A 26,241-nucleotide genomic window follows, 5' to 3' on the forward strand; every position below is an offset into this window, starting at 1 on the left:
CCACCGTGCCGCAACGCAGGAGATCCGGGCCGTGGATCGGCGGATCCGGCCGCAGGACCTCCTTTCCTCCTGCGTTGCGGCACACCCCTCCCTTGGAAAGGTGACCCCATGCCCACGCCCACGCGCGTCGCCGTGACGGACGACGCCGCAGCCCTGCTGCGGCAGCTGACCGCCCAGCACGGCAAGCTGATGTTCCACCAGTCAGGCGGATGCTGCGACGGCTCAGCCCCCATGTGCTATCCGATCGGCATGTTCATGACCGGCCCGAGCGATGTGATGCTCGGCACGATCGAGGTCGGCCTCGACGACCCGATCGAGGTCTACATGTCGGAGTCGCAGTTCGAGTACTGGAAGTACACGCACCTCACGATCGACGTCGTCCCCGGCCGCGGCGCCGGCTTCAGCGTCGAGGGCCCCACCGGCATGCGGTTCATCATCCGGTCTCGGATGCTGGACGACGTCGAGCTGGAGCACTTCGGGCTGAAGGAGCCCGCCTGACCGGCCCCGAGCTCAGGCGCCGGGGAGGGCGAACGGCTCGTAGCAGTCGTAGGTGTCGTGTGCTGCGATGCGGTTGTCACGCACCGTGATGAACCCGGCCATGTGGGAGGTGATCTCTGTGTCGCCGAGCCGGCCGTGCCACACGGACCGCACGGCGGCGCGGTCGCCTGCCACCAGCACCTCGAGAACGTCGATGCGCTGTTCGGTCAGGCGCTCCTTGCCGGCGAGGAACCCCGCCACCGTCTCGTCCACACCCCGAACGTGCCCCGTCGGCGCGATGGGATTCGGCAGCTCGCGCAGCACGGCATCCGGATGCAGCACGGCTCGCAGCTCGTCTTCGGACGAGGCCAGGTCGGCGACGATCGCGAAGTAGCGGCGGATGAGGGCTTCGGTGGTCTCGGCGCTCGTCATAGTGACCACTATGGCGGCGCGCCGGCCTAGCGGCTCGCGCCGCGCGGCGGCCCCGGTTTGCGCCACCCCCCACACTTCTCATTACCGTGGACTCCACGCCGTCGAGAAGGAGAGCCGTGGACGAGTTGCTGGCGAGTGCCGACCCGTGGGAGCAGTGGAGCGCATGGGGCATCGTGTTCGGGATCCTGGTCGGCGTCGTGATCGTCGTCTCGATCGTCGCCGCCGTGGTGCTCGCGATCCTCGGCCGCCGTCACACCTGGCCGAAGGCTTTGAGCACCCGCACCAAGTGGCCGTTCCGCGTCACGCTGCTGCTGCTCGCGCTGATCATCTCGACGGTCGTGGCGCCGATCGGCGAGGACTGGATCACCGGCATCATCCACTTCTTCGTGATCCTGCTCATCATCTCGGTGACGTGGCTGGCCGCGCAGCTGTTCCTGTTCTTCCTGGACTCCGGCGCGCGCCGGTACAACATCATGGAGAAGGACGACGCATCGGCGCGCAAGATCCAGACGCAGATGCAGATCGTGCGGCGCCTCGTCATCGCGACGCTGGTCGTCTTCGCCGTCGGCGCGATCCTCATGACGTTCGACGGCGTGCGTGCCCTCGGGGCGAGCGTGCTGGCATCCGCCGGCGTCGCTTCCATCGTCGCCGGCCTGGCCGCACAGTCGGTGCTCGGCAACCTGTTCGCGGGCGTGCAGCTCGCCTTCAACGAGGCGATCCGCGTCGGCGACGTCGTGGTCGTCGAGGGCGAGTGGGGCCGCATCAACGAGATCACGCTCAGCTACGTCGTGATGCAGGTGTGGGATCAGCGCACCCTCGTGCTGCCGTGCACGTACTTCACCAGCACCCCGTTCGAGAACTGGACGAAGCTCGGCCGTGAGCTGCTGGGCACGGTGTACTTCGACCTCGACTGGCGCATCGACGTCGACGAGATGCGCGCCGAGCTCGACCGCATCCTGGACGACACCGACCTGTGGGACGGCAAGAGCAAGGGCATCGCGGTGACGGATGCCTCGGGCGGCGTGCTGCAGGTGCGCGTCACCGTCAGCGCCGCGGACTCCAGCGCCCTGTGGGACCTGCGCGTTCTCGTGCGCGAGAAGATCGCGGCCTGGGTGCGCCGCGAGGCGCCCGAGGGCCTGCCGGCGCGCCGCATTCTGGCGGAGCGGCCGCTCGTTTCCGGCAGGGAGGATCCCGCGTCCGCGTGACCCCGCGACGGCGGTGCCGGCGAACGGGACGCACGGCTGCCGCTACGGCGAGAACCCGCCGAACAGGCCGCCGAACAGCAGCGCGAAACCGCCGAACTGGGTGAAGATCCAGAACGCGATGATGCCGCCGAAGATGATGGTCACCACCCACGGCACGCCCTTGCGCAGTCGCCGGCCAGGGGCTGCGACACCCGGAGGCGGGCGCAGCGCCGCGAGCGGCGTCTCGAACGGCACCGCCGCGTGGCCGCCGGGCACCGGGTCGACGCCCGCGGCGGCGAGGGGGGCGGATGCCGCCGCCGAACGGGCCGCTGCGGCGGCATCCGCCCTCAGTCGTTCGTCGCGCCAGCGCGCCCACTGCTCGAGCTTGTCGAGCAGCGCGCCCACGACCGAGAACAGCCACGCCCACATCGCCGGGTCGAGGGTCGAGAAGTCCCGCTTGGCGTAGAGGAACAGCCAGTCGTCGACGATCTCGACGTCGAGGGCGGCGGCGTTGTCGATGAAGCGGGCCATGATGTCGGGCGTGAACAGGTAGAGCGCGTCGCGCTCGTACCCGCGCGGGCAGTACAGCGCGAAGTACCGGTCGAAGTCGCCCTCGAGACTCAGCCGCTGGGCACGGTCGAACGTCGACGGCAGGTTCGAGCCGAAGAGGGTGTTGTTGCTCGTCGCGTCGAGCACGATGTGCGGCAGCGGCACGTCGAGCTTGACGGCGACGTAGCCCCACACGTGCGTCGTGCTGTTCTTGCCCGAGCCGGTCGTGTACCGGTAGTTGGCGAACTCGACGAAGCGGGGGCGGTCGCCGCGCACCATGTCCAGCGCCTGGCGCGAGTGACCCTGCCCGAAGATCATCCCCGGCAGCGGGGGCGAGGCGAGCACCGGCCGGTACGACATGCCGTTGGCGCGCGCGAAGCGGTCGAGCCGGTACCACTTCTCGCCCGATCCCAGCATGCGGCGGAAGACGAACACGCCGACGGCGACGAACACCGCGATGACGAAGATCACGGGCACGAGGGCGAGGAACGGCACGAACGACCACTGCCCCTCGCCGAGGGCGCCGAACACCGCCGCGAACACCGCGACGATGACCGACCCGAAGACGTTCGCGAAGACGACCGCCATGAACACGATCACGACGATCAGGAACACATTCCGGTTCGTCGGGACCTGCCCCAGCGCGCGCAGGTTGCGGGTGTGCGCGCGCACGGCGGCGCGATCGACCGGTTCGGTCAGCGGGCGGGCGTCGAACGGCGCGGCTGCCATGCGGCAAACCTACCGGCGCAGGGGCCGCCGGGGGACTGCGGGCTGCGCCGGTAGGAGCCTGGTCAGCGGGCGGTGCTCAGCGCCTCGGCGCGCGCGTGCGCCATCGCGCGCGCCGCGCGCATCCCGAACACCATCGCCGGGCCGATCGTCGAGCCGGGGCCGGGGTAGGTGCGGCCCATGACGGAGGCGGAGTTGTTGCCGGTCGCGTAGAGCCCGTCGATCACGGTGCCGTCCTCGCGCAGGGCGCGGGCGTCGGCATCCGTCACCACTCCGCCCTTGGTGCCGAGATCGCCGGCGACCAGGTGCACGGCCGCGAACGGCGCCTTCTCGAGCGGCCCCAGGTTCGGGTTCGGCCGCACCGTGGGGTCGCCGTAGTAGCGGTCGTAGGCGGACTTGCCGCGGCCGAAGTCGGCATCGACCCCCGTCCGGGCGAACCCGTTGAAACGGTCGATCGTGGCGCGCAGCCGCTGCGGTGCGATGCCGATGGCCGTCGCGAGCTCCTCGACGGATGCCGCCCGGTGAGACAGGCCCTGCTCGGCCATCGCCTTCGTCACGCGCGGATCCATCGCGTAGCTGCGCAGGTAGCGGTGGGCGTGACGCGCGTCGGTGATGAGCCAGAACACGCCGTCGCCTTCGTGGGCGAGCATGCGGTGGCCGATGTCGACGTACGACTCGGACTCGTTCGCGAACCGGTCGCCCTTGCCGTCGACGATGATCGAGAACGGCACCGACCGCTCGCTGACGAGGAACGAGGGCTCGCCGCCCTCGGGCGCCGCCGTGGAGGCTCCCCACCACGCATCGTCCATGAGCTCGAGCGCCGCCCCGGCGGCCCCCGCCATCGCGATCGGATGCCCGAGAGCGCCGCGGCATCCCGACGGCGCGCCGTCGACGCCCTGGAACTTCTGCCGCCACTCGCGGTTGCGGTCGAAGCCGCCTCCGGCCAGCATGACGCCCGTGGTCGCCCCGATCGCGAGCGAGTCTCCATCGTGGGTGACGCGGATGCCGACGACGCGGTCGTCCTCGACGATCAGTTCTTCGGCCGGCGAGTTCAGCCACAGCGGAACGCCGAGCCGCTGCACCACGGCGTCGAGGTACGCGGTGCCGAGGGCCGCGCCCATGCCGACGAGGAACTTGCCGCGCAGCAGCCCGAAGGCCGTGCGCATCGCCAGCTGGGTGCCCCGGGCGAAGCCGCTCGAGGTCGACCACGCGCGCCCCAGCAGCCAGAAGTCGTCGGTCTTGGCCGGCAGCGGCATCATCGCGGTGCTCGAGGACCACCACTCCCCGATGCGACGGCGGTCGTATGGTGCGGGCTCGACCGCGCGCCCGATCTTCCCGCCGGGCAGTTCGGGGTAGTAGTCGGGGTAGTCGGTGGCGCGCGCGAAGCGGATGCCGTGCTTCTCGGAGGTGAGGACGAGGTCGGCCACGCCGTCGACGAACGCCTCCTTGCGTTCGCGCGATGTGCTGCGACCGATCTCGCCGATCGTCTCCTCCATGTACGCGAGCGCCTCGTCGCGGGAGTCGCTCGCGCCGTCGCGCTGCATCAGCGGGTTGTTCGGCAGCCACAGTCCGCCGCCCGACATCGCGGAGTTGCCGCCCCACTTGTCGGTGGATTCCAGCATCAGCACCGACAGCCCTCCGTCGGCGGCGCCGAGGGCGGTGGCGAAGGCGCCGGCTCCCGAGCCGACGACGACGACGTCATAGGTGTGGTCGAATTCGGTCACGATTCCTCCCGGGTCTGACAACCGGACGCCATTATCCGGTTTGCCACCATGGTGCGCCTCGAAGCTGCCGGAGGCAAGGGGCCGAAGGTCCTGAGTGCGCGCGGACGAGCAGCGACGACTTCAGTCGCCGCCCGTGCCGCCGTCGCGGTCGATGGGTTCGACGGCGACGCGACGGAACACCTCGCGCAGCGCGCGCGAGAGCGGAACGTCCTCGTTGGCAGGGTCGCGGTAGAAGTCCGACAGCCACGTGCCGACGGTGTTGCCGCGGCGCTGGTCTGGCGCGGCGAGTGTCTCGTCTTTGGGCCAGTGGGGCGTGAGCGGCGCTGTGACTTCCTCGCCATCGAGCTTCTGCCCCGCAGCCTGGACCCAGTTCCCGAGCGTCTCCGCGGAGCGCTGCAGATACACCTGCCACGTGTCTCCGCCATGGGTGTTCGCCCAGCGCAGGAAGTCGCGCTGCTCGGGACGCCAGCCCTCACGGTTCAGATCGCTGCGCACCGCGGCGAGCGTGTGGCCGATGTGGATGTCGAATCCATCGGGGCCGGTCACCTGGACGGGGGTCGATCCGAACGTCGGGAACTCGACGTCCTGCCAGCCGTCGGTCTGCCGCCCGTTCTCGAACAGCGAGATGTCCGTCGCGGGAAGCGTCTTGTCCCCGAGATCTACGGCGTACTGGTCGGCGTGCAGCGCGGCGATGACCTGACCGGGTCCGGCGTTCGGGTTGAGCCGCTCGATGTCGCGCACCCAGTCGAGGTAGTCGTCATACCAGACCGTGTGCTCGATCCGCGGCAGGTCGTCGGAGGGGCGCCGCGCGGGCTCATCATCCGCGGCGGGATCGGATGCCGGGGCCTCGGGCTCCGGCGCGACCGGCGGATCGGGCTGGACGACGCCACGCGGCGGCGCCAGAGGTACGGCAGGACCCGACGGCGGAGGCAGCGAGGGCGGTGCGACCGGGGACGGGGGCGGCGCCGCGCCGGGTTGCTCGGGCGGCGGTCGGTACGGGGGCGGCGGCTCGGGCGGGCGCGGCTCGGTCGGCGGTCGGTACGGCGGTGGCTGCGTCGGGGGCGGCTGGGTCGGCGGTGGAGGCGGATCCGCCCGCTGCCCGAGATCCGGCCTGAATCCCTGCCGCGCGAGCGTCGGCGCCAGCCGGAGCGCCGTGCTCGCTTCGACGCTGGTGATCACCCCCATCGCCACGGCGGTGATCAGCGTCGCGACCGTACCGGCGAGGGCCTGCTGGTCGGTCATCGGCTGGCTCTGCCGACCGAAGAGCGCGTCGAGCAGGCCGGCGAGCCCCGAACCCTGCCCGATGCCCGGGTTCGAGGCTGGAGCGCTCTCGTCCTCGTCGATCCAGTCCTGGAACGTGGCGTCGAGCGCCCGCGCGAACGCCCGCACCTCCTCCTCGCTGTAGCGGTCGTTGTCGGCGGATATGCCTGCGGCGTAGCGTCCGCGGTGGAACGCGAGGAAGATCACCGGATGGTAGACGTCATCGCGGTCCCAGTAGTCGCCGTCCAGAACGATCGCACTGTTGTCGCCGATGCCGGCGCTCGGCGCCTGGATCGCGCGTCCCCAGCTCTCGTCGGCATTCTCAGCCGTGTAGTAGTCCTGCACCGACAGGTACAGCTCCGGCGTGACCTCCCCGCTGCACCATCGAACGTCGGGCGACGTCGTGCTCATCCGCTCGACCTCCATGTCCTCGGGGAAGACCTCGCACAGGTCTCGCTGGGTCGCCGCCTCGGCCTGCAGCGGCATCCACGCTGCCACCGCGGCGCCGGCGACGACCCCGAGCACGATCGCGGTCGCGGCGGCGGGGCGGGTCGCACCGCGGATCGTCCGCCCCACGATGGCGCCGACGATCAGCGCGACGCTGAACCAGCCGACCGCTTGCCCGATCTCGGCGACGTGCGCGTTGCGCAGCAGTGTGGCGAGCTGGATCGCGATGAGGCCGATGGCCCACACGGCGATCCCGAGCACCGTGGGGCGCGCGACCCTCTGTGCGCCCTGGCGCTCGATGCGCTGAAGGAAGCCCTGGAGCAGTCCGAGGCCGACGCCGGCCACGAGGGCGACCGTGAGCCACAGCACCGGCGTGGGGACTGCGAGCAGCATGGCGACGACGATCAGACCCCCGGCGCTCACGGCGATGCGGAGCAGATCTACCCACAGGCGGATCGGGCGGGGACGCCGCGCGGTCACGATCGCCACGATGAGCGCGGCCGCAGTCACGACCGCCATGACGACGATGAGCGTGGTGACGAGCCACGAAGGCATGCCCACCAGAGTTCCAGTGTTCGCCCAGACCGTCAACGATCCCGAGCGAACGCGCGCCGGGCGGGCGCGCGTTCGCCGCGATGTGCGGCGCGAAGCGGCATCCGGTACCATAGGAGGGTTGTCTGCGCATGCGCGCGCCCGCGAGCGTGCCGGACGACGTGCAACACACCCTCCTGCTTCCGGGAAATGCCCGGGAGCCGTTCTAGTCCGAAGGAGGTGGGTTAGTGACGCACACGCACGAGTACGAGCTCATGGTCATCCTGAACCCTGAGATCGACGAGCGCCAGGTCGGCGCCAACCTCGACAAGTTCCTCGCAGTCATCACGAACGACGGTGGCTCGATCGACAACGTCGACATCTGGGGCCGTCGCCGCCTCGCGTACGAGATCCAGAAGAAGAACGAGGGCATCTACGCCGTCGTCAACTTCACCGCGACCGCTGACGCGACGCAGGAGATGGACCGCCAGCTGAAGCTGAGCGAGCAGGTCATGCGCACCAAGGTCCTCCGCGCCGAAGAGGCCAAGGCACAGGTCGCCGCCGAGGCGAAGCGTGCCGAGGAGAAGGCCGCCCGCAAGACCGCCAAGGCTGCGAAGGCCTGAGTCCATGGCCGGCGAGACGATCATCACCGTCGTGGGAAACCTCACGGCTGATCCCGAGCTGCGCTACACGCAGAACGGACTCCCCGTCGCGAACTTCACGATCGCGTCGACCCCCCGTACGTTCGACCGCCAGGCCAACGAGTGGAAGGACGGCGAAGCGCTGTTCCTCCGCGCGTCGTGCTGGCGCGACTTCGCCGAGCACGTCGCAGGCTCCCTCACCAAGGGCATGCGGGTCGTGGCGCAGGGTCGCCTGAAGCAGCGTTCCTACCAGGACCGCGAGGGCAACAACCGCGTCTCGATCGAGCTCGAGGTCGACGAGATCGGCCCGTCGCTGCGCTACGCGACCGCCCAGGTCACCCGTGCCGCCGGTGGCGGCGGCGGTGCCCCGCGCCAGCAGGCGCAGGTCGCGGACGAGCCGTGGTCGACCCCCGGTTCGTCGAACAGCGGCGGTGGAGCCGACGCCTGGAGCACCCCGGGCTCCTACGGCGACGACACCCCGTTCTAAACAGATCTCAGAAACATATTCCGGATGCCGCATGACGCGCGCATCCTGATCACACACGAAGGAAGACCATGGCTGGAAAGTCGAGCGGCGACCGCCGCAAGCCGCGGAAGGGCGCGAAGAACGCCGCTCCCGCGAAGTCGATCCGCGTGGGCGTCATTGACTACAAGGACGTCGCCACGCTTCGCAAGTTCATCTCGGAGCGCGGCAAGATCCGCGCCCGTCGTATCACCGGTGTCTCGGTGCAGGAGCAGCGTCTGATCGCCAAGGCGATCAAGAACGCGCGCGAGATGGCGCTCCTGCCTTACGCCGGCGCTGGCCGCTAAGGAGTACCGGAATGGCAAAGCTGATTCTCACGAATGAGGTCGCCGGGCTCGGTAGCGCCGGTGACGTGGTCGAGGTCAAGAACGGGTACGCCCGCAACTACCTCATCCCCCAGGGCTTCGCTGTGGCGTGGACCCGCGGTGGCGAGAAGCAGGTGGCGTCGATCCGCGCCGCCCGCGACGCCCGCGCGATCCACGACCACGAAGAGGCCGTGGCGCTGAAGAGCTCGCTCGAGTCGAACACCGTGCGCCTGGCCGTCAAGGCCGGCTCCGAGGGACGCCTGTTCGGTTCGGTCAAGACCGCCGACGTGGCCGACGCCGTCAAGGCCGCCGGCCTGGGCGAGCTCGACAAGCGCAAGATCCACATCACCTCGCCGATCAAGTCGACCGGCGAGCACGAGGCCACGGTCCGTCTGCGTGACGACCTGACCGCCGTGATCACGCTGCAGGTCGTCGCCGCCAAGTAAGGCGCTTCGCGACACCGAAACGGATGCCGCAGCCCCCTCCTTCGGGAGGGCGGGGCTGCGGCATCCGTCGTTTCCGCACGTTATGTCCCCCCTTTGGGGGACTTGCACAGTGCCCAGGTTTGTGCACAGGTGTGGGGAGAAGCGGAAACCTTCAAGCACTACTTCAACCGCATCGTTATCCACAGAATGTGGAAACCAAATCTCCAGATCAGACGGACTTTACTTCGCTAGCCCACAGCAAGGACCGTTCGTTCTCCACAGGCACTGTCCACATGACGCACGGCGTTTCACGCAGGATGTCCACAGAGTTATCCACAGGCGCTGTTGCGAGTGTCGGAGGCCCTCCATACGTTGGACTCGGCCCTCGGGGGGAGGGTCGACGCGTCATGTCAGGAGGCACTGCAATCAATGGCGATCGCTGACATCTCAGACGACCGGATGGGTCCGCCGCGCGAACACGAGCGCACGCCCCCGCACGATCTGCTCGCCGAGCAGAGCGCGCTGGGCGGCATGCTCCTGTCGAAGGACGCCGTCGCCGACGTCATCGAGTCGCTGCGGGGCACCGACTTCTACATCCCCAAGCACGAGGTCATCTTCGAGGCGATCCTCACGCTGTACTCGCACGGCGAGCCGACCGACGTCGTCGCCGTCACAGACGAGCTGATCAAGACCGGCGACCTGCAGCGAGCGGGCGGCGCCGACTACCTGCACACGCTCACGTCGATCGTGCCGACCGCGGCCAACGCCGGCTACTACGCGTCGATCGTCTCGGAGCGCGCGCTGCTGCGGCGCCTCGTCGAGGCCGGCACCCGCATCGTGCAGATCGGGTACCAGGGTCAGGGCGACGCGGTCGACCTCGTGAACAACGCGCAGGCCGAGATCTACGGCGTCACCGGCGCCGAGGCCGCCGAGGACTACGTGCCGCTCGAGGTCGCCGTCAGCGCCGCCGTCGACGAGATCGAGGCCGCCCGCGGCCGCGACGGCCAGATGACCGGCATCCCGACCGGCTTCCAGCAGTTCGACGAACTGACCAACGGGCTGCACCCGGGCCAGATGATCGTGGTCGCCGCTCGCCCCGCCATGGGCAAGTCGACGCTCGCGCTCGACTTCGCCCGCGCGGCGTCGATCAAGCACAAGATGCCCACCATCTTCTTCTCGCTCGAGATGGGGCGCAGCGAGATCGCGATGCGTCTCATGAGCGCCGAGGCATCCGTCCCGCTGCAGAATATGCGCAAGGGCACATTGGACTCTCGCGACTGGACGACCATCGCCTCGACCCGCGGCCGCATCAACGACGCACCGCTCTACATCGACGACAGCCCGAACATGACGCTCGTCGAGATCCGCGCCAAGTGCCGCCGCCTCAAGCAGCGCGCGGGCTTGAAGATGGTGATCATCGACTACCTGCAGCTGATGTCGAGCGGCAAGAAGGTCGAGTCGCGCCAGCAGGAGGTCAGCGAGTTCTCGCGTGCGCTGAAGCTGCTCGCGAAGGAGCTCCAGGTGCCGGTGATCGCGCTGTCGCAGCTGAACCGTGGTCCCGAGCAGCGCACCGACAAGCGCCCCCAGGTCAGCGACCTGCGCGAGTCGGGCTCGATCGAGCAGGACGCCGACATGGTCGTGCTGCTGCACCGCGACTCGGTCTACGACAAGGACACCCGCCCCGGCGAAGCCGACCTGATCGTCGCCAAGCACCGAAACGGACCCACCGCGACGATCGAGATCGCCTTCCAGGGCCACTTCTCGCGCTTCACCGACATGGCAGTGGGGGACTTCGGATAGAGATCCCGGGAGCCGTCCGGGGCAGCGCCCGAGGGCGACTGCCGACGGAACGCGCGGCGCTGAGTCCGCATGGCTGCAGACGGTCTAGAGCTGGAGTTCGACCGCTGTCTCCAGAGCCGCCTCGATCGAGTTCATCCAACCGTCCTTCAGGCGCTGCTTGTTGTCGTCGTAGAGGGACGCGCCGTCGACGAGGTTGCTCGAACACGCGCAGACCATTCCAGCGCGCAGGCCCCGCAGACGCGCGACGATGTACATCGCCGAGGCTTCCATCTCGACGTTGAGGATCCCCATCTCGTTGAGCTTGCCGATCCACTCGGGTGTTTCGGCATAGAACGCGTCGTCGCTGACGCTGATGCCGGTGAAGCTGCTCGTACCCGACCGTGCAGCGATCCTCTCAGCCTGACGACTCAGGGACATGGTCAGGGCGAGATCGGGGACGGCAGGGAAGCCCTTGGGCAGGTAGGCGTCCGTGGTGCCGTCGTTGCGGAAGCTGCCCTCGCTCACGAGCAGATCGCCCGGCTGGATGCCCGGTTGAAGGCCCGCCGAGCTGCCGACGCGGATGAACGACGTGACCCCGACGCGGGCGAGTTCCTCGACGGCGATGGCGGCCGACGGGCATCCCATCCCCGTCGAGGTGGCCGTGATGTGGTGACCCTTGTACCAGCCGGTCATGGTGCGGTGTTCACGGTTGTGGGCGACGTCCTTCACGTCGGTGAGGAACTCCGCGACGAAAGGCACCCGGAACGGATCCCCCGGCAGCAGCGCGACGCTGGACACTTCTCCGGGGGCGACGCCGATGTGGTACTGCCGGGCGTTCACGCCGGCCTGGGACTTGTCGACGACGGACATGGTGACCTCCTGCGGGTTCTGGACGATGAGTACGTCGCAGTCCCCGCCCTGGCGTCGGCCATGGTTGGTAGGACACGCGGTACGGGCAGGCTAGCACCACGCTTCCGCCCGATTCGATCACACAGCTCGCCGTCGTCGATGCAGCGCGCCTGCATAGGGATCGAGCCCGACGCCGACAGGTAGGGTGGCGACGTGACAGCGCCCGTTCCCCCGAGCCCCAGCCCTGTACCGCGGCCGGGTGCCATCTACTTCCTCGGGCGGGTTGTCCTGCGGCCGTTGTTCTGGCTCCTGTACCGCCCGCGCATCGTGGGTCGAGACAACGTGCCCGAGCGCGGGCCGGTGCTGCTGGCGAGCAACCATCTCGCGTCGCTGGACACCGTCATCATCCCGACCTCCGCGGCCCGACCGGTGCAGTTCCTCATCAAGTCGTCGTACTTCACAGGCTCCGGGTTCCTCGGTCGCTTCAAGCGCTGGTTCTTCACATCGATCGGCGGTGTCCCGGTGTATCGCGCCACCGGTCGTGACGCACGCGCTGCGCTCGATGCGGGGGCCAGCATCCTGCGGGCCGGGAGCGTGTTCGCGGTGTTCCCCGAGGGAACCCGCTCACGCGACGGAAAGCTGCACGCCGGTCACGGCGGCGCGGCGTGGATGGCGCGCGACACGGGTGCCGCGGTCGTGCCCGTCGGGCTCATCGGCACCGGCACCGTCAAGCCGCTGGGCCATCTGCTGCCGGGGCGGCCGCGCCTCGAGGTGCGTTTCGGCGAGCCCCTCGACCTGGCCGACCTCGAGGGCGTGCCGGACGGCAAGGCTCGCCGCGAGATCACCGAGCGCATGATGGCCGCCATCGCACGCCTGAGCGGACAGGAACGCTCCGGCAGCGTGAACGCGACATCGCGCGACTGAGTCGCTCGGACACGGATCGGTTCGAGCCCGCGGTCGCACCCCGGCACGTCCGGGGAACGGCCCGGCGAACCGATCGCCGGGAAGTCGCTCAGATCGCTGAGAGAAGCGCTTCTGCTGCCGCGCGCGAATGCGCGAGACGCGTCGGATCGCGGTCGAAGTCGCCGAGGAAGACGGAGCCGAGCGCGCACGTGAGAACGCCGTACGAGGCGGTGACACAGGCCTCTTCGGCCGCGTCTGGATGCGCCTTGCCGACGAGTTCCGCGAGCTGGAGGCGGGTCGCCGTGTAGGCGGCCGTGAGCACGTCGGCGATCGCCGGCGTCGTGCGCGAGAGTTCGACGAGACCGAGCACCACAGCGTTCTCGGTGTCGGGCGAACCGAATTCGGGGCCGAACAGGTAGTCGAGCGCGGCCGTCAGGTCGTCGGTGCCGGCGGGCAGGATCGAGCCGACGGTCCCGCCCGCGTCGGCGAACACCGCGATAGCCGTGTCCAGCAGCAGCTGATCGCGGTTGCCGACGAAGTGCCGGACATGGCCGCGCGACATGCCCACGGCATCCGCGATGCGATCGAGCGTGGTGCCGCTGACGCCGTGCTCGGCCATGGTCGCCATGGTCGCCTCGATGATCTGCTCTCGACGCTCAGCCGCGACGGATGGACGCGCCATGCTCCCGTCTCCTCTCCTGGGAAGGCGGCGGACGTGAGTCAGCCCTCCATCACGGCCGAGTGTAACGGCCGAGTAAATATTAGTCTAGTCGGACTTGACTATAAACGTTCTGCTCCGTAGCGTGACCGTCAATCACGGCGAACCCCATCCGCCGTACACGACCGAGGAGCACCATGCCCGACATCCAGCGCACACCTCCGGCACCCGAGAGCGAGCTCGCGTTCCCGGTCCGGATCCGCATGCGCGACGGGGTGCTGCTCGCCGGCGACGTCTACCTGCCCGGCGCGCCCACGGATGCGGATGCTTCCCCCGGTGACACGATCCTCATCCGCCTCCCCTACGACAAGTCGGGGGAGTACTGCTTCATCCCGTTCGTCGCCGAGTACCTCATGCGACACGGCTATCGCGTCGTCGCGCAGGACGTGCGGGGCAAGTTCCGCTCGCAGGGGGATGCACTGCTGTTCGTGAACGAGGTCGATGACGGCTACGACACGATCGAGTGGATCACGCAGCAGTCCTGGTCGAACGGCCGAGTCGCGATGTGGGGCGACAGCTACTACGGCTACACGCAATGGGCCGCAGCGGCCAGCGGGCACCCCGCCCTCAAGGCCATCTCGCCCCGCGTGACCGGCACCGACCTCGGCGAGCCGGTGCGGCGTGATCCGGACGGTCGTACCTGCGACGTCGAGTGGGCCGTGACGTACCTGTACCCGCTGACCCAGTTCTTCGACCACGACATGCTGGAGTGGGAGCCCGACTGGGAGAGACGCGACTTCGCCGCGCAGGCGGAGGAGTTCATGGCCCAGGTCGGCACGCGCGGGATCTCGTACGACCAGTGGTATCCCCACCCGGTGCTGCTGCCGCGCTTCCCGAACGGCGACCCGTTCGCCGGGCGGTCGGTGCCGGCCCTGCACACGATCGGGTGGTGGGACAACTGCGCGCCGCTGTCGTGGGCCGATGTCGAGCGGATCCGGCGGCATCCGAACTGGGACGCCCATCACCACCTGCGCATCGAGTCGATCGACCACGAGGGCTTCCAGCTGCTCGACGCGGATGACGATCGGCTCGAGGACCGCAGCGACGAGCAGATCCGGGCACTCCTGCCTCGGACGCTCGACCCGGCGCTCGAATTCTTCGAGGTGTTCGTGCGCGGCAACGGGTCCGCGACCGACCTGCCTCGCGTGACGTGGAGCCTCGCCGGCACCGAGGAGATGCGTGGCGGTGACGCGTGGCCTCCGGCGGGAGCGGATGCCGTCACCCGGTGGGCGACCGCGGACGGTGCGCTCACCCCCACGCGGCCGGTCGGCGAGTCGACGCTTCAGTGGACGCACGACCCCGCAGACCTGGTGCCGTCGAGCGCTCCCGATGCGTTCTCGTTCCTTCTCTCCAAACCCGATGAGGCTCCACTCGGCGAACGCTCCGACGTCCTCCGCTTCGACACGGCTCCTGCTGCGGCGGACGTCGACCTGGCCGGCCCGGTCTCGGCGCAGGTCCGCGTCGGCTCCGACGGCCCCGTCATGGACTGCTTCGTGCGCCTCCTCGACGTCGCGCCCGACGGCACGGCGCTGCGCATCGCCCGGGGCCAGCAGCAGCTGCGGGGCGCGACCGAGCCGGCCGCACTCACGATCGACCTCGGGCACGTCGGATACCGGCTCCGCGCCGGTCACCGCCTGCGCGTGCACGTCAGCAGCAGCGACTACCCGGAGTTCCTCCCCCAGACCGGCACCGGGGTCGACCCGTGGACGTGGGGCGAGACGCGCGCCAACACCCAGTCGCTGACGATCGGTGGGCCTGAGGGCCTCGCGCTGACCGTCGCCGTCCTCGAAGGAGACCTGCCATGAACGCGCCCCACCTCGAGTACGTGTTCGAGATCCGCGCCGCGATCGCTCCCGAGATCCACATCGGACGCGGCCCCGACGAGAAGCTCTCTTTCACCGCGGTCACCGGCGGCAGCATCGCCGGCCCCAGCCTGTCCGGCGAGGTCCTGGCCGGAGGCGGCGACTGGGCGGTCGAACGATCCGGCACCGCGCAGCTGGAGGCGCGGTACATGATCCGCACCGCCGACGGCGCCGTGATCGACGTGCTCAACCGCGGCTACTTCCGCGCCAGCGCCGACGTCCTCGCCCGCATGGAGCAGGGCGAGAACGTGCCGGCCGACGACCCGGGGCTCTACTTCCGCACCGCACCCGTCTTCCAGACCGATGCCCTCCCGTACCGCTGGCTGACCGAGAACCAGTTCATCGGCGTCGCCCGCGACGAGGACGGGGAGGTGTGCATCCGCGTCTACCTCGTCACCTGATCGACGCGCCGACGTCGCTCCGACAACTCAACACGAAGCACACGAACAGCAACCCTCGCGGCCCGGGAGATCTAGGGCGATCCATCCCGCACCGCACCAGAAGAATGGAACAACGATCATGAAGAGAATCGGACTCCTCGCCGGCTCCGTCGCCTGCGTGGCGGCGCTCGCCCTCACCGGCTGCACCGCCGACACCGAGGCTGCCACCGAGGGCGGCGGCTTCGCGGACGTCACGCTCGTCGACGCGCTCCCGGCCGCCACCCAGCCCGTCGACGAGGTCACGTGGGCCATCGTCGAGGGGGAGCCCGCGACGCTCAACCCCGCGTCGTCGGCGAACCTGATCATCCCCAACCTGTGCGACAACCTGCTGACGCTGCAGCCGGACTTCTCGATCGAGCCGGGCGTCGCCACCAGCGCCGAGTTCGTCGACCCCGTCACCTTCGTCATCACGCTGCGCGACGACGTCACGTTCTGGGACGGCACCCCGGTGACCGCGGAAGACGTGGTCTTCAGCCTGCGTCAGAGCATGAACCCGCTGTCGCAGTGGTACGGCGCCTTCGCGCTCGTCGTGCCCGACGCCGAGGCGGGCATCGTCGCCACCGGACCCCACGAGGTCACGGTGAACTTCGTCGCCCCCGACTCGACGTTCCGCGACGCGCTGGCCGGCCAGGGCTCCGCCGTGATGCAGAAGGCGTTCGGCGAAGCGGTCGGCGATGCCGTCGGCACCCCCGACGGCGGGCTGATGTGCACCGGACCGTACAAGCTGGAGGACGGCGGCTGGGTCCCGGGCAGCGAGATCACGACGACCGCGAACGAGGACTACTGGGGCGGCGCGCCCCTGGTCGACACCCTCACGTACACGTTCGTCTCGGACGGGTCGACGCTCGCGACGGCCCTCACTCAGGGCGAGATCGACGGTGCGATCAACGTGTCGCCCGCATCGCGGGCCGTCTTCGAAGGCGACGGGGCCGGCACCCTCGTCGTCGGCCCATCCACGGCCTCGTACAGCTTCGGACCGGTGTCGGCGACCAGCGCCGCCGCCAACCCGAGCATCCGTCAGGCGCTGAGCCTCGCAATCGACCGGCAGCAGTACCTGGACACGGTGGTGAACGGCCTCGGGTACGTGCAGAAGACGATCGTCCCGGAGTTCTCGTTCCAGTCGATGGACGGGGCGAGCATCTACCAGGCCGGCTACGACGCGCTCGAAGCCCCCGAGGTCGACATCGAGACGGCGAAGCAGCTCGTCGAGGAGAGCGGCGAGGATCTGAGCACACCGCTGGTCATCGCGGTACCCGCCGGCTCCACGGAGTTCCAGCAGACCGCCGCGATCATCCAGAGCGCCGGCGCGCAGATCGGGCTCGACATCGAGATCGACGCGATGCAGGCATCCGACTTCGGCGCACTGTTCTACGACCCGAGCTACCGCGAGGGGATCGACTTCGTCGCGACCCAGGGCTACCTCGAGACGCCCGGTGTGCTCGGCTACCCGTCGCTGTTCCTCCTCCCGGCCGAGCTCGGCGGCGTGTTCAACTGGAGCGGCTACGCCAACGCCGAGGTGACCGCGCACATGCAGGCAGCCCGCACGGCCACCGACGCCGAGACGGCAGCGAACGAGTTCGTCGCCGCGCAGGAGATCTTCGCGCCCGACATGCTCCAGGTCACGCTGGCCGGCACCTACCAACTCACGTACCTGAACAGTGACCTCACGGGCGTGACGACCTCGATCGCCGCATACAGCAGCCCCTGGGCACTGCACCTCGGCGGCGAGTGACCGAGCGGAAACCTGCGGAATCATGATCGCTCTCACCGGACCGGGGTCGCGGAGTCCCCTTCGCGACGACGCCGCGGCCCCGCCGGGAGGAGCGCCCATGATGCCCACACGACCTTCGACGAGCGAGAGCGGGGTGAACGTGCCGTGAGCGCGATGATCCGAACACTGCTGGGGAGGCTCGGCGGCCTGCTGCTGACCCTGCTTCTGGCGAGCATCGTCATCTTCTCGGCGCTGCTGCTCACCGGGGATCCGATCGCGGCGCTCGCCGGCGGCGCGAAGCCGAATCCCGAGCTCATCGCCCAGATCCGCGCCGAGTACAACCTCGACGATCCGATCTGGTCGCGCTACTGGGAGTGGCTCACGGGGGCGCTCCAGGGCGACTTCGGACGCTCGTTCGTCTACAAGACCGACGTCATGACCCTCGTCGCCCCGCGGTTCGCCGTCACCCTGCAGCTCGTGCTGCTCACGGTCGCGATCATCCTGATCTTCGGCGTCGGCTCGGGGGTGCTCGCGGCAATCCGCGGCGGCGCCGTCGACCGCACGGTCACGGTCCTCACCGCACTCGGGATGGCGCTGCCGACCTTCGTCGTCGCCATCCTGCTGATCTGGATCTTCGCAAAAACCCTCGGGTGGTTCCCCGTCTTCGGAGAGGGGGAAGGATTCTGGGATCGTCTGTGGCACCTGATCCTCCCCGCCGTGTCACTGGCCGTGCTGTTCAACGCCTACATCAGCCGTGTCACGCGCAGCTCGCTCGTCGCGCAGCTGCATTCCGAGCACGTCGACACCGCCCGGGTGCGGGGCATCCCCCGCGCACGGATCTTCGGAGCGCACGTCTTCCGCAACGCCTCGCCCCAGATCCTCGCGATCGCCGGCACCACGATCGCGGGCCTCTTCGCCGCGTCGGCGATCGCCGAGGTGGCCTTCGGAATCGGCGGCATCGGATCGCTGCTCGTGCAGGCCGCCGCGCGCGCCGACCTGCCGGTCGTGCAGATCGTGTCGCTCATCCTCGTGACGATCTTCGTCGTGCTCAACGCCATCGCCGACCTGATCAGCCTGCTCATCGATCCGTCCAGCGTCGCCGGAGGGAGCACCGCATGAGCGTCGCGCAGATCGCCCGCGGGCAGGTCCCCAGCGCCGCCCGCCGCGCCGCGGCGAAGGACTGGATGTTCTTGGGCGCCCTCGTCGTCTTCGGGATCGTGATCGTCGCCGCCCTCCTCGGACCGTGGCTCGCGCCCTACGACGCCAACCAGCTCTACGTCGGCCCCATCAACGGTTCGCCCACCCTCGCGCACCCGTTCGGGACCGACGACCTCGGCCGCGACATCCTCTCGCGCACCCTCGTCGGCGCCGGAGCCAGCGTCTTCGCGCCGATCGTCGTGGTCGTGCTGTCCACCGCGATGGGGCTCACCGTGGCCGTGACCGCCGCCTGGTTCGGGGGATGGGTCAGCGGCGGCATCGCCCGCATCATCGACGTGATCTTCGCGATCCCGGGCCTGGTGATCGCCGTCCTCGCGGTGGCGATGTTCGGCAAGGGCCTCATCGCCCCGGTCGTCGCGCTCTCGATCGCGTACATCCCCGTCGTCGCGCGCCTGACCCAGACCGCGGCATCGCGAGAACTGGGGAAGCCCTATGTGGCGGCGCTTCGCGTTCAGGGGGTGTCGAGTACGGCCATCTGCTTCCGGCATCTGCTGCCGGCGATGATGCCGCTGGTCGCGGCTCAGCTGGCGATCGGCTTCGGCTACGCGATGCTCGACCTCGCGGCGATCTCGTTCCTCGGCCTCGGCCAGCAGCCCCCCGCACCCGACTGGGGGTCCATGATCGCGAACGGGCAGGCGGGCATCCTCGCCGGGGCGCCCGAGCAGTCGCTGTTCCCGGCGATCCTCGTCGTCGTCACCGTGCTCGCCGTGGGCATCATCGGCGCCCGGGTCACCGTGTGGGCCGAAGGGAAGGACCGATGACGAACCCGATCCTCGAAGTCGACAGGCTCGACATCTTCGCGCCCGGCGAGCCCGAACCCCGCCAGCTGGTCTTCGGCAGCAGCCTCGCCGTGCGGCGCGGCGAGGCCGTCGGCCTGGTCGGCGAATCCGGCTCCGGCAAGACCCTGACCGTGCGGGCGATCGCCGGTCTCCTCCCCGACGGATTCACCACCGACGGCGCGATCCGCATCGACGGCCAGGATCTCTCGGCCCTGCCTGCGCGCGCGGTCACCGACCTGCGAGCGCATCGCGTCGGCATGATCTTCCAGACCCCCCGCGCCCACCTCAACCCGCTGCGCACCATCGGCGACTTCATGACCGAAGCGCTCATCCACGTCTCGCACGTGAAGCCGGATGCCGCACGCGGACGCGCGCTGGAGCTGCTCGACGAGGTCGGCATCTCCGATCCCGGACGCCGCATGCACCAGCATCCGGCAGAGCTCTCGGGCGGTCTGCTGCAGCGGGTCATGATCGCCGCGACACTTGCGATGGACCCCGAGATCCTCCTCGCCGACGAGATCACGACCGCGCTGGATGTGACCACCCAGGAGGAGGTTATGGCGGTGATCGCCGACCTGCGCGAGCATCGCGACCTGTCGCTGCTGTTCATCACCCACGATCTCGCGCTCGCCGCGGCCGTCTGCGACCGGGTCAGCGTCATGCAGCACGGGCGCATCGTCGAGACCCTGCGTGCTGCCACGATGCGCCAGGACGCGACGCAGGAGTACACCCGCACCCTCATGTCGGCCGCGATGGACGAGGCGCCGCCGCTCGAGACCACGGATGCTGATGCGACGCCGCTCCTGACGATCGAGAAGCTCCGCAAGACGTACCGCGTGCGGGGCGCGAACGGGGGACGGGAGTCGCTCGTCGCCGTCGACGACGTCTCGCTGCGGGTGCCCGCCGGCGGATCGGTCGGAATCGTCGGAGAATCCGGTTCGGGCAAGTCGACGACCGCCCGGATGCTGCTCGGTCTCGAGCACCCCGACGCGGGCACGATCACGGTCCAGGGCCAGGACTGGAGCGTCCCGGCCCGCACCGGAAAGGCCAGGCGGCGACGGGCGAAGACCGCTCAGATGGTCTTCCAGGACCCCTACCAGTCGCTCGACCGCCGGCAGACCGTGAGGCAGTGCCTCGTCGAAGCGATCCGCGTCCACCGGCCCCGTGACCGCCGCCCCGCCGTCGAGGCCCGCGTCGCAGAGCTCATCGCGCAGGTCCGCCTCGACGAGAAGCTGCTCGACGCACGACCGCGCGCCCTGTCGGGCGGCCAGCGGCAGCGGGTGGCGATCGCCCGGGCCCTCGCCGCCGAACCCGCCCTGCTCGTGCTCGACGAGGCCGTCTCGGCGCTCGACGTGACGACGCAGGTCGAGATCCTCACCCTCCTCGACGGCATCCGGCGCGAGACCGGGGTCACTCTGCTCATGATCACGCACGACCTCACCGTCATCCGCCGCCTGTGCGACGAGGTCGTGGTGATGCGGCACGGCATGATCGAAGAGCGCGGCACCGCCGCGGAGATCCTCGATGAGCCGAAGGCCGACTACACCCGGCTGCTGCTGGACTCGATCCCGCGGGAAGGGTGGAAGCCCCGCCGCCGGCGACTGGGCCGCACGCAGGCGCTTCCGACCGTGACCCGCACCACGATGATCCCCGAACACCCGGAGCCTCGACCATGACCGACGACACCCTGATGCAGCCCGGGTTCGAGTACTGCTTCGAGCTGAGATGCCGCGTCGACGGACCCATTCAGCTGGGCGGTACGACCCCCGGCGACGGACGTCATTTCGCCCGCGTGGCCGGCGGCAGCTTCGACGGACCCCGCCTGCGCGGAACGGTGCTCGCCAGCGGAGGCGACTGGTGGAACGCGCGCGGGCTCACCGTCGCCCTCGACGCCCGCTACGTCATCCAAGCCGACCTGCCCGGCGGTGCGGCCGGCATCGAGGTCGTCAACCGCGGCGTCTGGCGCACCGACGACGCCACCTTCGCCCGCATGAGCGCCGGTGGGCAGGTATCCGAAGAGGACCTCTACTACCGCACCGCGTTCGAGTTCCGCACTGATCACCCCGACCTGCAGTGGCTCACCGAATCGGTGTTCGTCGGCTACGCGCGCCCCGAGCCGGGGCTCGTCGTCATCCGGGTGTTCCGCCTGATCTGAATCAGGGCGCACTGCGTCCTCACCCCGAGAGAATCGATACACCTCATGACCGAACCGGCAGATCTCGTCATCCTGAACGGGCGCATCTTCGACGGACGGGTGCGCACGCAGGACACCGCCGTCGCCGTCGCCGGTGACCGCATCGTCCGCATCGGCTCCGACGAGCACGTGCGCGATCTGGTCGCCGACGGCACGAGCGTCATCGACGCCGCCGGAGGCCTCATCCATCCCGGCTTCGTCGACGCGCACGTGCACGCGGTGTTCGCCGGCGTGGAGCGGCTGAGCCTCGACCTCACCCCGGCGCAGACCGTCGAGGAGACCCTCGACCTGATCCGGGCGGGCGCGCAGCGCGCCGGCAGCGAGTGGCTGACCGGCGGCGGCTGGAGTCACGAGCTGTTCCCGTCGCCGACCCGCCAGACGCTCGACGCGATCGTGCCCGACCGGCCCGTCGCGCTGAGCGATGCCGGGCACCACACGCTGTGGGTGAACTCGAAGGCGCTCGAACTGGCCGGGGTCGATCGAGACACTCCGCAGCCTCACAACGGGCACATCCACCGGGATGCCGATGGCGACCCGACCGGCTACCTCAACGAGACCGCATCCGAGCTCGTCGGCCGCGTCATCCCGCCCGCCACCGACGACGAGATGCACGCCGGGCTGCTGAACGCGCAGCAGTACCTGTGGTCTCTGGGGGTCACCGGATGGCACGAGGCCATCCTCGGCGAGTTCAACGGCAAGGCCGACTGCACGCCTGCCTACCTGCGCGCGATCGCCGATCGGTCGCTGAAGAGCCTCACCTCGGGCGCGCTGTGGGTCCCGCGCGGGCTGACGCTCGAGGCCGTGCCGGCGCTGGTGACGCGGTTCATCGAGCTGCGTGAGGACAACAGGATGCTCGGCTTCGACACGTCGACCGCGAAGGCGATGATCGACGGCGTTCCGCACGGCGAGACGGCCGCCCTGCTCGAGCCGTACTGCAACCACAGCGACGACGGCTTCGCCGGCGAGCTGCACTTCGACGAAGAGACCATCCGCGCGTTCGTCACCCAGCTCGACGCGGCGGGATTCGCCCTGCACCTGCACATCATGGGCGATCGTGGCATCCGCGTCGCGCTGGGCGCGATCGAGGCCGCACGCGCGGCGAACGGTTCGGGCTCACGCCACCACATCGCGCACCTCTCGATGGTCCAGCCCGACGACGCCCGCCGCTTCGGACCCCTCGGGATCACCGCGAACATCCAGGGCCTGTGGGCCGCGCCGGATCCGTTCGTCGTCGACCTCATCGGAGAGGAGCGGATGCAGCACGGCTACCCCTTCCGCACGATGGCCGACAGCGGCGCAGACCTCGCGATGGGGTCCGATTGGCCGGTGTCCCCGGCGGACCCGTGGTTGGCGATCCACGTCACCGTGAACCGCTGGGCACCACTCCCTCCGGGAGTACCCGCGTCGCCGGCTGCCGCCGGAGCCCAGCCGCCGACGCTCGACGCCGAGCACCAGTCGCTCACGCTGGAGCAGTCGCTCGCCGCCTACACGAGCGGGTCCGCGGAACTCGTGCTCGACAGACCCGGACGGGTGAGGGTCGGCGAGCGCGCCGATCTCGCGATCGCGAGCGTCGACCCGTTCGCGCTGCCCCCCGAGCGGATCCACTCGGTGCGGACCGCGACAACGATCGTCGGCGGCGAGGTGGTCTTCGAGGCCTGAGCCCGGCCGCGACGCTGCCTTCGCGTGAACTGCCTTCTCCGGAATTCACCGCGTTCGAGCGATCAACGTCGCGCGTCGCGCCCTGCTCGCCACTCGTCGGCGAGCAGGCCGTAGTCCATGCCGTCCAGCCACACGCCCGAGCGGTGCAGGCCGGTGGCTCGGCTGTACTCCTCGCGGCGCATGCCCAGCCGCTCCATCATCCGCCACGAGGGCTCGTTGGCGGCGAAGCAGCCGGCGTGCACGCGGCGCAGTCCGAGAGGCCCGAAGCAGATGTCGATCACCGCGCGCACCGCCTCGGTAGCATAGCCCCGCCCGTGGTGCGCAGGATCGAGAGTCCAGCCGAGCTCGGCCTGGGTGGCGACCCCTTGCTCCCGCACTTCGGTCTGCGCCCAGCCGTCCTCGACACGCAGCATCACGTCCCCGATGAGGCGGCCGCGGTGGTCGGGGTCGGCCTCGTCGTCGAGCTCGATGACGAGCTGAATCGCCAGACGTGCGGGATCGGTGAACAGTGCGCGATACGTCTCGTAGTCGTCAGGCGCACTCGTGATCCATTCGCCGACCTCGGGGAGTCGCCGCCAGACCCAGGTGGCGGCCGCATCCGCTGGGGTTGCCCGGCGGATCTGCAGTCGTTCGGTGCGCACCGGCCACGTGACGGCGGTGAGGGAATCCACACGGCAACCGTAGCGTGCGTCGCGACTCACCCGACCGATCAGGTGCGCGCGACGGCTTCGACCAGTGCGATGAGCGCGTCCAGTGCCGCACCCTGCGGGACGGGACCGGGGATCGACCCGCCGTCGAGGGCGTTGTTGAAGTAGAGACCGTCGCCGACGAGCATCACCAGGTCGAGAGCGGCCGCGTTCTTCGTGTGCGGGGAGAGGGCGTGCGCCCAGCGATCCCGGATGCTGCGGAGCACCTCTCCGGCAGACGCGCTCCCGCCCTGCGCGAGTCGGGATGCCGCGAGGATCGCCCGGTCGAGCGGGTCGTTGGCCATGACCGACGAGCGCAGGAAGTACGCCACCGCGCCCTCGGGGGCGGACTCCATCGCTGCGACGTCGTCATCGACGAGGATGCCGAGGCGGTCGAGCAGACCGTCTTCGAGCGCTTCCTTCGATGCGAAGTGGTAGAGCAGTCCGCCCTTCGAGACGCCGGCGCCGCGAGCGGTCGCATCCATCGTCGCCGCGCGAGGGCCCTCGGCGATGAGCAGTGCCTCGAACGCGTCGAGCACCTTCTCTCGCGCCAAGGGAGGTCGACTCATGCCATCGAGCGTAGCGACCGCTTAGCCAGAGGCCGGCGGATCCTGATACTATACCGGCTGGACGGTATAGAAAATGATGACACTGACACAGGAGATCGAGCTCGCCGACCGCGCCGGGACGCGAGTCGGCTGGCGCGGCTGGGCTGCGCTGGTGGTCCTCATGCTGCCCGTGCTGCTGGTGTCGGTCGACAACACCGTGCTGAGCTTCGCGATCCCCGAGATCGCCCTCGCACTCGAGCCCACCAGCGCCCAGCAGCTGTGGATCATCGACGCCTACCCGCTCGTGCTGGCGGGACTGCTGGTGACCATGGGCACCCTCGGCGACCGCTTCGGCAGACGGCGGATGCTGCTGATCGGCGCATCCGGCTTCGGCATCGTCTCGGTGCTCGCCGCGTTCGCTCCGACCGCCGCGGCCCTCATCGCCGCGCGCGCGGCGCTGGGTGTGTTCGGCGCCATGCTGATGCCGTCGACGCTGTCGCTGCTGCGCAGCATCTTCACCGACCGTGACCAGCGGCGCCTCGCGATCGCGGTGTGGGCGTCGATGTTCTCCGCCGGCGCGGCATTCGGCCCCATCGTCGGAGGGCTCCTGCTCGAGCACTTCGCATGGGGCTCGGTGTTCCTCCTCGCCGTGCCGGTCCTCGTGCCGCTGCTCGTCCTCGCGCCGCTGCTCGTGCCCGAGAGTCGTGACCCGAAGCCAGGCCGCATCGACCCGGTCAGCATTGCGCTGTCGATGGCGACGATGGTCCCGATCGTCTACGCCATCAAGGAGATCGCGGTGCACGGCCCCGGTGGCACAGCCGCGGCTCTCATCGCGAGCGGGCTGCTCTTCGGCTGGCTGTTCGTCCGCCGGCAGCTGCGGGCAGAGATCCCCATGCTCGACATGCGGCTCTTCCGCAACCCGACCTTCAGCGGAGCGCTGCTGGTCAACCTGCTGAGCGTCGTCGCGCTCGTCGGGTTCCTCTTCTTCGTCGCCCAGCACCTGCAGCTGGTCGTCGGCCTCAGCCCGATGCAGGCGGGCTTCGCGCTCGTGCCGGGCCTTGCGGCGATGATCCTCGCCGGACTCGCGGTCGTGCCGATCGCGACGCGATACCCGCCGCGGTTCGTCGTGCCGGCGGCGCTCGTGTTCTCGGTTCTCGGCTACATCGCCGTGGTGCTCACGACCGGACCCGACTCGTACGGACTGCTCGTCGCGGCATTCGTATCGCTCGGCATCGGCATCGGCGCGGCCGAGACGGTGTCGAACGAGCTCGTCCTCGCCAGCGCCCCGCCGTCGAAGGCCGGGGCCGCGAGCGCCGTATCGGAGACCGCATACGAGCTCGGAGCGGTGCTGGGCACGGCCGTGCTGGGCGGCATCCTGACCGCGCTCTACCGGGCGAACCTGGTGCTGCCGGCCGGGATCCCGGCAGAGATCGCGCACACCGCGCGCGAGACGCTCGCCGGCGCCGTCCACGCGGCCGACACCCTCGGCGGCGAGCTCGGAGCGCAGCTTCAGGAGGCGGCTGCGACGGCGTTCGACCAGGGCGTCGCCGTCACCTCTCTGATCGGCGCCGCGCTCGTCGCGACGGCGGCCGTCATCGCCGCACTCCTGCTCAGCTCGAACACGAAGCCTCGGCGGCGGTAAGGCCAGTCCCGCCGATCGGCCGATCCACG

Annotated in this window: 25 protein-coding genes; 17 read left to right on the forward strand and 8 right to left on the reverse strand. The window is 69.7% G+C overall.

The window, feature by feature from the left end; all coding sequences use genetic code 11:
* The first annotated feature begins 108 nt into the window (after positions 1 to 108).
* Entirely contained in the window at positions 109 to 498 is a 390-nt protein-coding gene (locus HD594_RS03210) for a DUF779 domain-containing protein (protein WP_184749588.1), read from the forward strand.
* 12 nt (positions 499 to 510) lie between these two features.
* On the opposite strand, the gene HD594_RS03215 is transcribed toward HD594_RS03210, so the two are convergent.
* Positions 511 to 909, reverse strand: a complete 399-nt coding sequence (locus HD594_RS03215; protein WP_184749589.1) for a nuclear transport factor 2 family protein — start codon at positions 907 to 909, stop codon at positions 511 to 513.
* Positions 910 to 1,025: 116 nt separating this feature from the next.
* On the opposite strand from HD594_RS03215, the gene HD594_RS03220 reads away from it, so the two are divergent.
* Complete coding sequence (locus HD594_RS03220) at positions 1,026 to 2,114, forward strand: mechanosensitive ion channel family protein (protein WP_184749590.1); 1,089 nt, start codon at positions 1,026 to 1,028, stop codon at positions 2,112 to 2,114.
* A gap of 42 nt (positions 2,115 to 2,156) precedes the next feature.
* Here HD594_RS03220 and HD594_RS03225 read toward each other — a convergent pair whose 3' ends face one another.
* The 3 genes from HD594_RS03225 to HD594_RS03235 all read right to left on the reverse strand — a co-directional run bounded on the left by HD594_RS03225 (position 2,157) and on the right by HD594_RS03235 (position 7,354).
* Positions 2,157 to 3,371, reverse strand: coding sequence for a hypothetical protein (locus HD594_RS03225; RefSeq protein WP_184749591.1), 1,215 nt, complete (start codon positions 3,369 to 3,371; stop codon positions 2,157 to 2,159).
* A gap of 62 nt (positions 3,372 to 3,433) precedes the next feature.
* A complete protein-coding gene (locus HD594_RS03230; RefSeq protein ID WP_271171284.1) occupies positions 3,434 to 5,092 on the reverse strand; it encodes an FAD-binding protein in 1,659 nt (552 codons plus the stop codon).
* Positions 5,093 to 5,212: 120 nt separating this feature from the next.
* A complete protein-coding gene (locus tag HD594_RS03235) occupies positions 5,213 to 7,354 on the reverse strand; it encodes a hypothetical protein (RefSeq protein WP_184749592.1) in 2,142 nt (713 codons plus the stop codon).
* A 251-nt stretch (positions 7,355 to 7,605) separates the two neighbouring features.
* On the opposite strand from HD594_RS03235, the gene rpsF reads away from it, so the two are divergent.
* The 5 genes from rpsF to dnaB all read left to right on the forward strand — a co-directional run bounded on the left by rpsF (position 7,606) and on the right by dnaB (position 11,024).
* Complete coding sequence (rpsF, locus tag HD594_RS03240) at positions 7,606 to 7,953, forward strand: 30S ribosomal protein S6 (protein WP_221446713.1); 348 nt, start codon at positions 7,606 to 7,608, stop codon at positions 7,951 to 7,953.
* Positions 7,954 to 7,957: 4 nt separating this feature from the next.
* Positions 7,958 to 8,458 carry a single-stranded DNA-binding protein gene (locus HD594_RS03245; protein ID WP_184749594.1) on the forward strand — a complete coding sequence of 167 codons (501 nt, stop codon included), beginning with the start codon at positions 7,958 to 7,960 and terminating at the stop codon, positions 8,456 to 8,458.
* A gap of 68 nt (positions 8,459 to 8,526) precedes the next feature.
* Positions 8,527 to 8,781, forward strand: a complete 255-nt coding sequence (gene rpsR, locus HD594_RS03250; protein ID WP_040168021.1) for a 30S ribosomal protein S18 — start codon at positions 8,527 to 8,529, stop codon at positions 8,779 to 8,781.
* 11 nt (positions 8,782 to 8,792) lie between these two features.
* On the forward strand, positions 8,793 to 9,245 hold the full coding sequence (gene rplI, locus HD594_RS03255) for a 50S ribosomal protein L9 (RefSeq protein WP_184749595.1): 453 nt from the start codon (positions 8,793 to 8,795) through the stop codon (positions 9,243 to 9,245).
* A 408-nt stretch (positions 9,246 to 9,653) separates the two neighbouring features.
* Positions 9,654 to 11,024: a replicative DNA helicase gene (dnaB, locus tag HD594_RS03260; RefSeq protein ID WP_184749596.1), complete on the forward strand. Its 1,371-nt coding sequence runs from the start codon at positions 9,654 to 9,656 to the stop codon at positions 11,022 to 11,024.
* An 84-nt stretch (positions 11,025 to 11,108) separates the two neighbouring features.
* Here dnaB and HD594_RS03265 read toward each other — a convergent pair whose 3' ends face one another.
* Positions 11,109 to 11,873, reverse strand: a complete 765-nt coding sequence (locus HD594_RS03265) for a nucleoside phosphorylase (RefSeq protein WP_184749597.1) — start codon at positions 11,871 to 11,873, stop codon at positions 11,109 to 11,111.
* A gap of 192 nt (positions 11,874 to 12,065) precedes the next feature.
* On the opposite strand from HD594_RS03265, the gene HD594_RS03270 reads away from it, so the two are divergent.
* Positions 12,066 to 12,776, forward strand: coding sequence for a lysophospholipid acyltransferase family protein (locus HD594_RS03270; RefSeq protein WP_271171285.1), 711 nt, complete (start codon positions 12,066 to 12,068; stop codon positions 12,774 to 12,776).
* Between the two features lie 88 nt (positions 12,777 to 12,864).
* On the opposite strand, the gene HD594_RS03275 is transcribed toward HD594_RS03270, so the two are convergent.
* A complete protein-coding gene (locus HD594_RS03275) occupies positions 12,865 to 13,437 on the reverse strand; it encodes a TetR/AcrR family transcriptional regulator (protein ID WP_184749598.1) in 573 nt (190 codons plus the stop codon).
* A gap of 173 nt (positions 13,438 to 13,610) precedes the next feature.
* On the opposite strand from HD594_RS03275, the gene HD594_RS03280 reads away from it, so the two are divergent.
* The 8 genes from HD594_RS03280 (at position 13,611) to HD594_RS03315 (ending at position 23,336) form a co-directional block, all read left to right on the forward strand.
* Positions 13,611 to 15,278 carry a CocE/NonD family hydrolase gene (locus HD594_RS03280; RefSeq protein WP_184749599.1) on the forward strand — a complete coding sequence of 556 codons (1,668 nt, stop codon included), beginning with the start codon at positions 13,611 to 13,613 and terminating at the stop codon, positions 15,276 to 15,278.
* On the forward strand, positions 15,275 to 15,736 hold the full coding sequence (locus HD594_RS03285) for a DUF3237 domain-containing protein (protein ID WP_184749600.1): 462 nt from the start codon (positions 15,275 to 15,277) through the stop codon (positions 15,734 to 15,736). The genes HD594_RS03280 and HD594_RS03285 overlap by 4 nt, the downstream gene beginning before the upstream one ends.
* A gap of 118 nt (positions 15,737 to 15,854) precedes the next feature.
* Positions 15,855 to 17,507, forward strand: a complete 1,653-nt coding sequence (locus tag HD594_RS03290; protein WP_184749601.1) for an ABC transporter substrate-binding protein — start codon at positions 15,855 to 15,857, stop codon at positions 17,505 to 17,507.
* Positions 17,508 to 17,660: 153 nt separating this feature from the next.
* Entirely contained in the window at positions 17,661 to 18,605 is a 945-nt protein-coding gene (locus HD594_RS03295) for an ABC transporter permease (RefSeq protein ID WP_184749602.1), read from the forward strand.
* Entirely contained in the window at positions 18,602 to 19,465 is an 864-nt protein-coding gene (locus HD594_RS03300) for an ABC transporter permease (RefSeq protein WP_184749603.1), read from the forward strand. Before HD594_RS03295 ends, HD594_RS03300 begins: the two co-directional genes overlap by 4 nt.
* Positions 19,462 to 21,159 (forward strand): nickel ABC transporter ATP-binding protein NikE, encoded by a 1,698-nt coding sequence (gene nikE / locus HD594_RS03305; RefSeq protein WP_184749604.1) that lies wholly within the window; start codon positions 19,462 to 19,464, stop codon positions 21,157 to 21,159. Before HD594_RS03300 ends, nikE begins: the two co-directional genes overlap by 4 nt.
* Positions 21,156 to 21,638, forward strand: a complete 483-nt coding sequence (locus HD594_RS03310; protein WP_184749605.1) for a DUF3237 domain-containing protein — start codon at positions 21,156 to 21,158, stop codon at positions 21,636 to 21,638. Before nikE ends, HD594_RS03310 begins: the two co-directional genes overlap by 4 nt.
* Before the next feature lie 45 nt (positions 21,639 to 21,683).
* A complete protein-coding gene (locus tag HD594_RS03315) occupies positions 21,684 to 23,336 on the forward strand; it encodes an amidohydrolase (protein ID WP_184749606.1) in 1,653 nt (550 codons plus the stop codon).
* Positions 23,337 to 23,398: 62 nt separating this feature from the next.
* On the opposite strand, the gene HD594_RS03320 is transcribed toward HD594_RS03315, so the two are convergent.
* On the reverse strand, positions 23,399 to 24,007 hold the full coding sequence (locus tag HD594_RS03320; RefSeq protein WP_271171286.1) for a GNAT family N-acetyltransferase: 609 nt from the start codon (positions 24,005 to 24,007) through the stop codon (positions 23,399 to 23,401).
* A gap of 38 nt (positions 24,008 to 24,045) precedes the next feature.
* Positions 24,046 to 24,591: a TetR/AcrR family transcriptional regulator gene (locus tag HD594_RS03325; protein ID WP_184749607.1), complete on the reverse strand. Its 546-nt coding sequence runs from the start codon at positions 24,589 to 24,591 to the stop codon at positions 24,046 to 24,048.
* Positions 24,592 to 24,667: 76 nt separating this feature from the next.
* Here HD594_RS03325 and HD594_RS03330 point away from each other — a divergent pair, with 76 nt between their 5' ends.
* On the forward strand, positions 24,668 to 26,212 hold the full coding sequence (locus HD594_RS03330) for an MFS transporter (RefSeq protein WP_373877206.1): 1,545 nt from the start codon (positions 24,668 to 24,670) through the stop codon (positions 26,210 to 26,212).
* The last annotated feature ends 29 nt before the right edge of the window (positions 26,213 to 26,241 follow it).

The sequence above is a fragment of the Microbacterium thalassium genome, from assembly GCF_014208045.1.
GTDB classification, from domain to species: Bacteria; Actinomycetota; Actinomycetes; order Actinomycetales; family Microbacteriaceae; genus Microbacterium; species Microbacterium thalassium.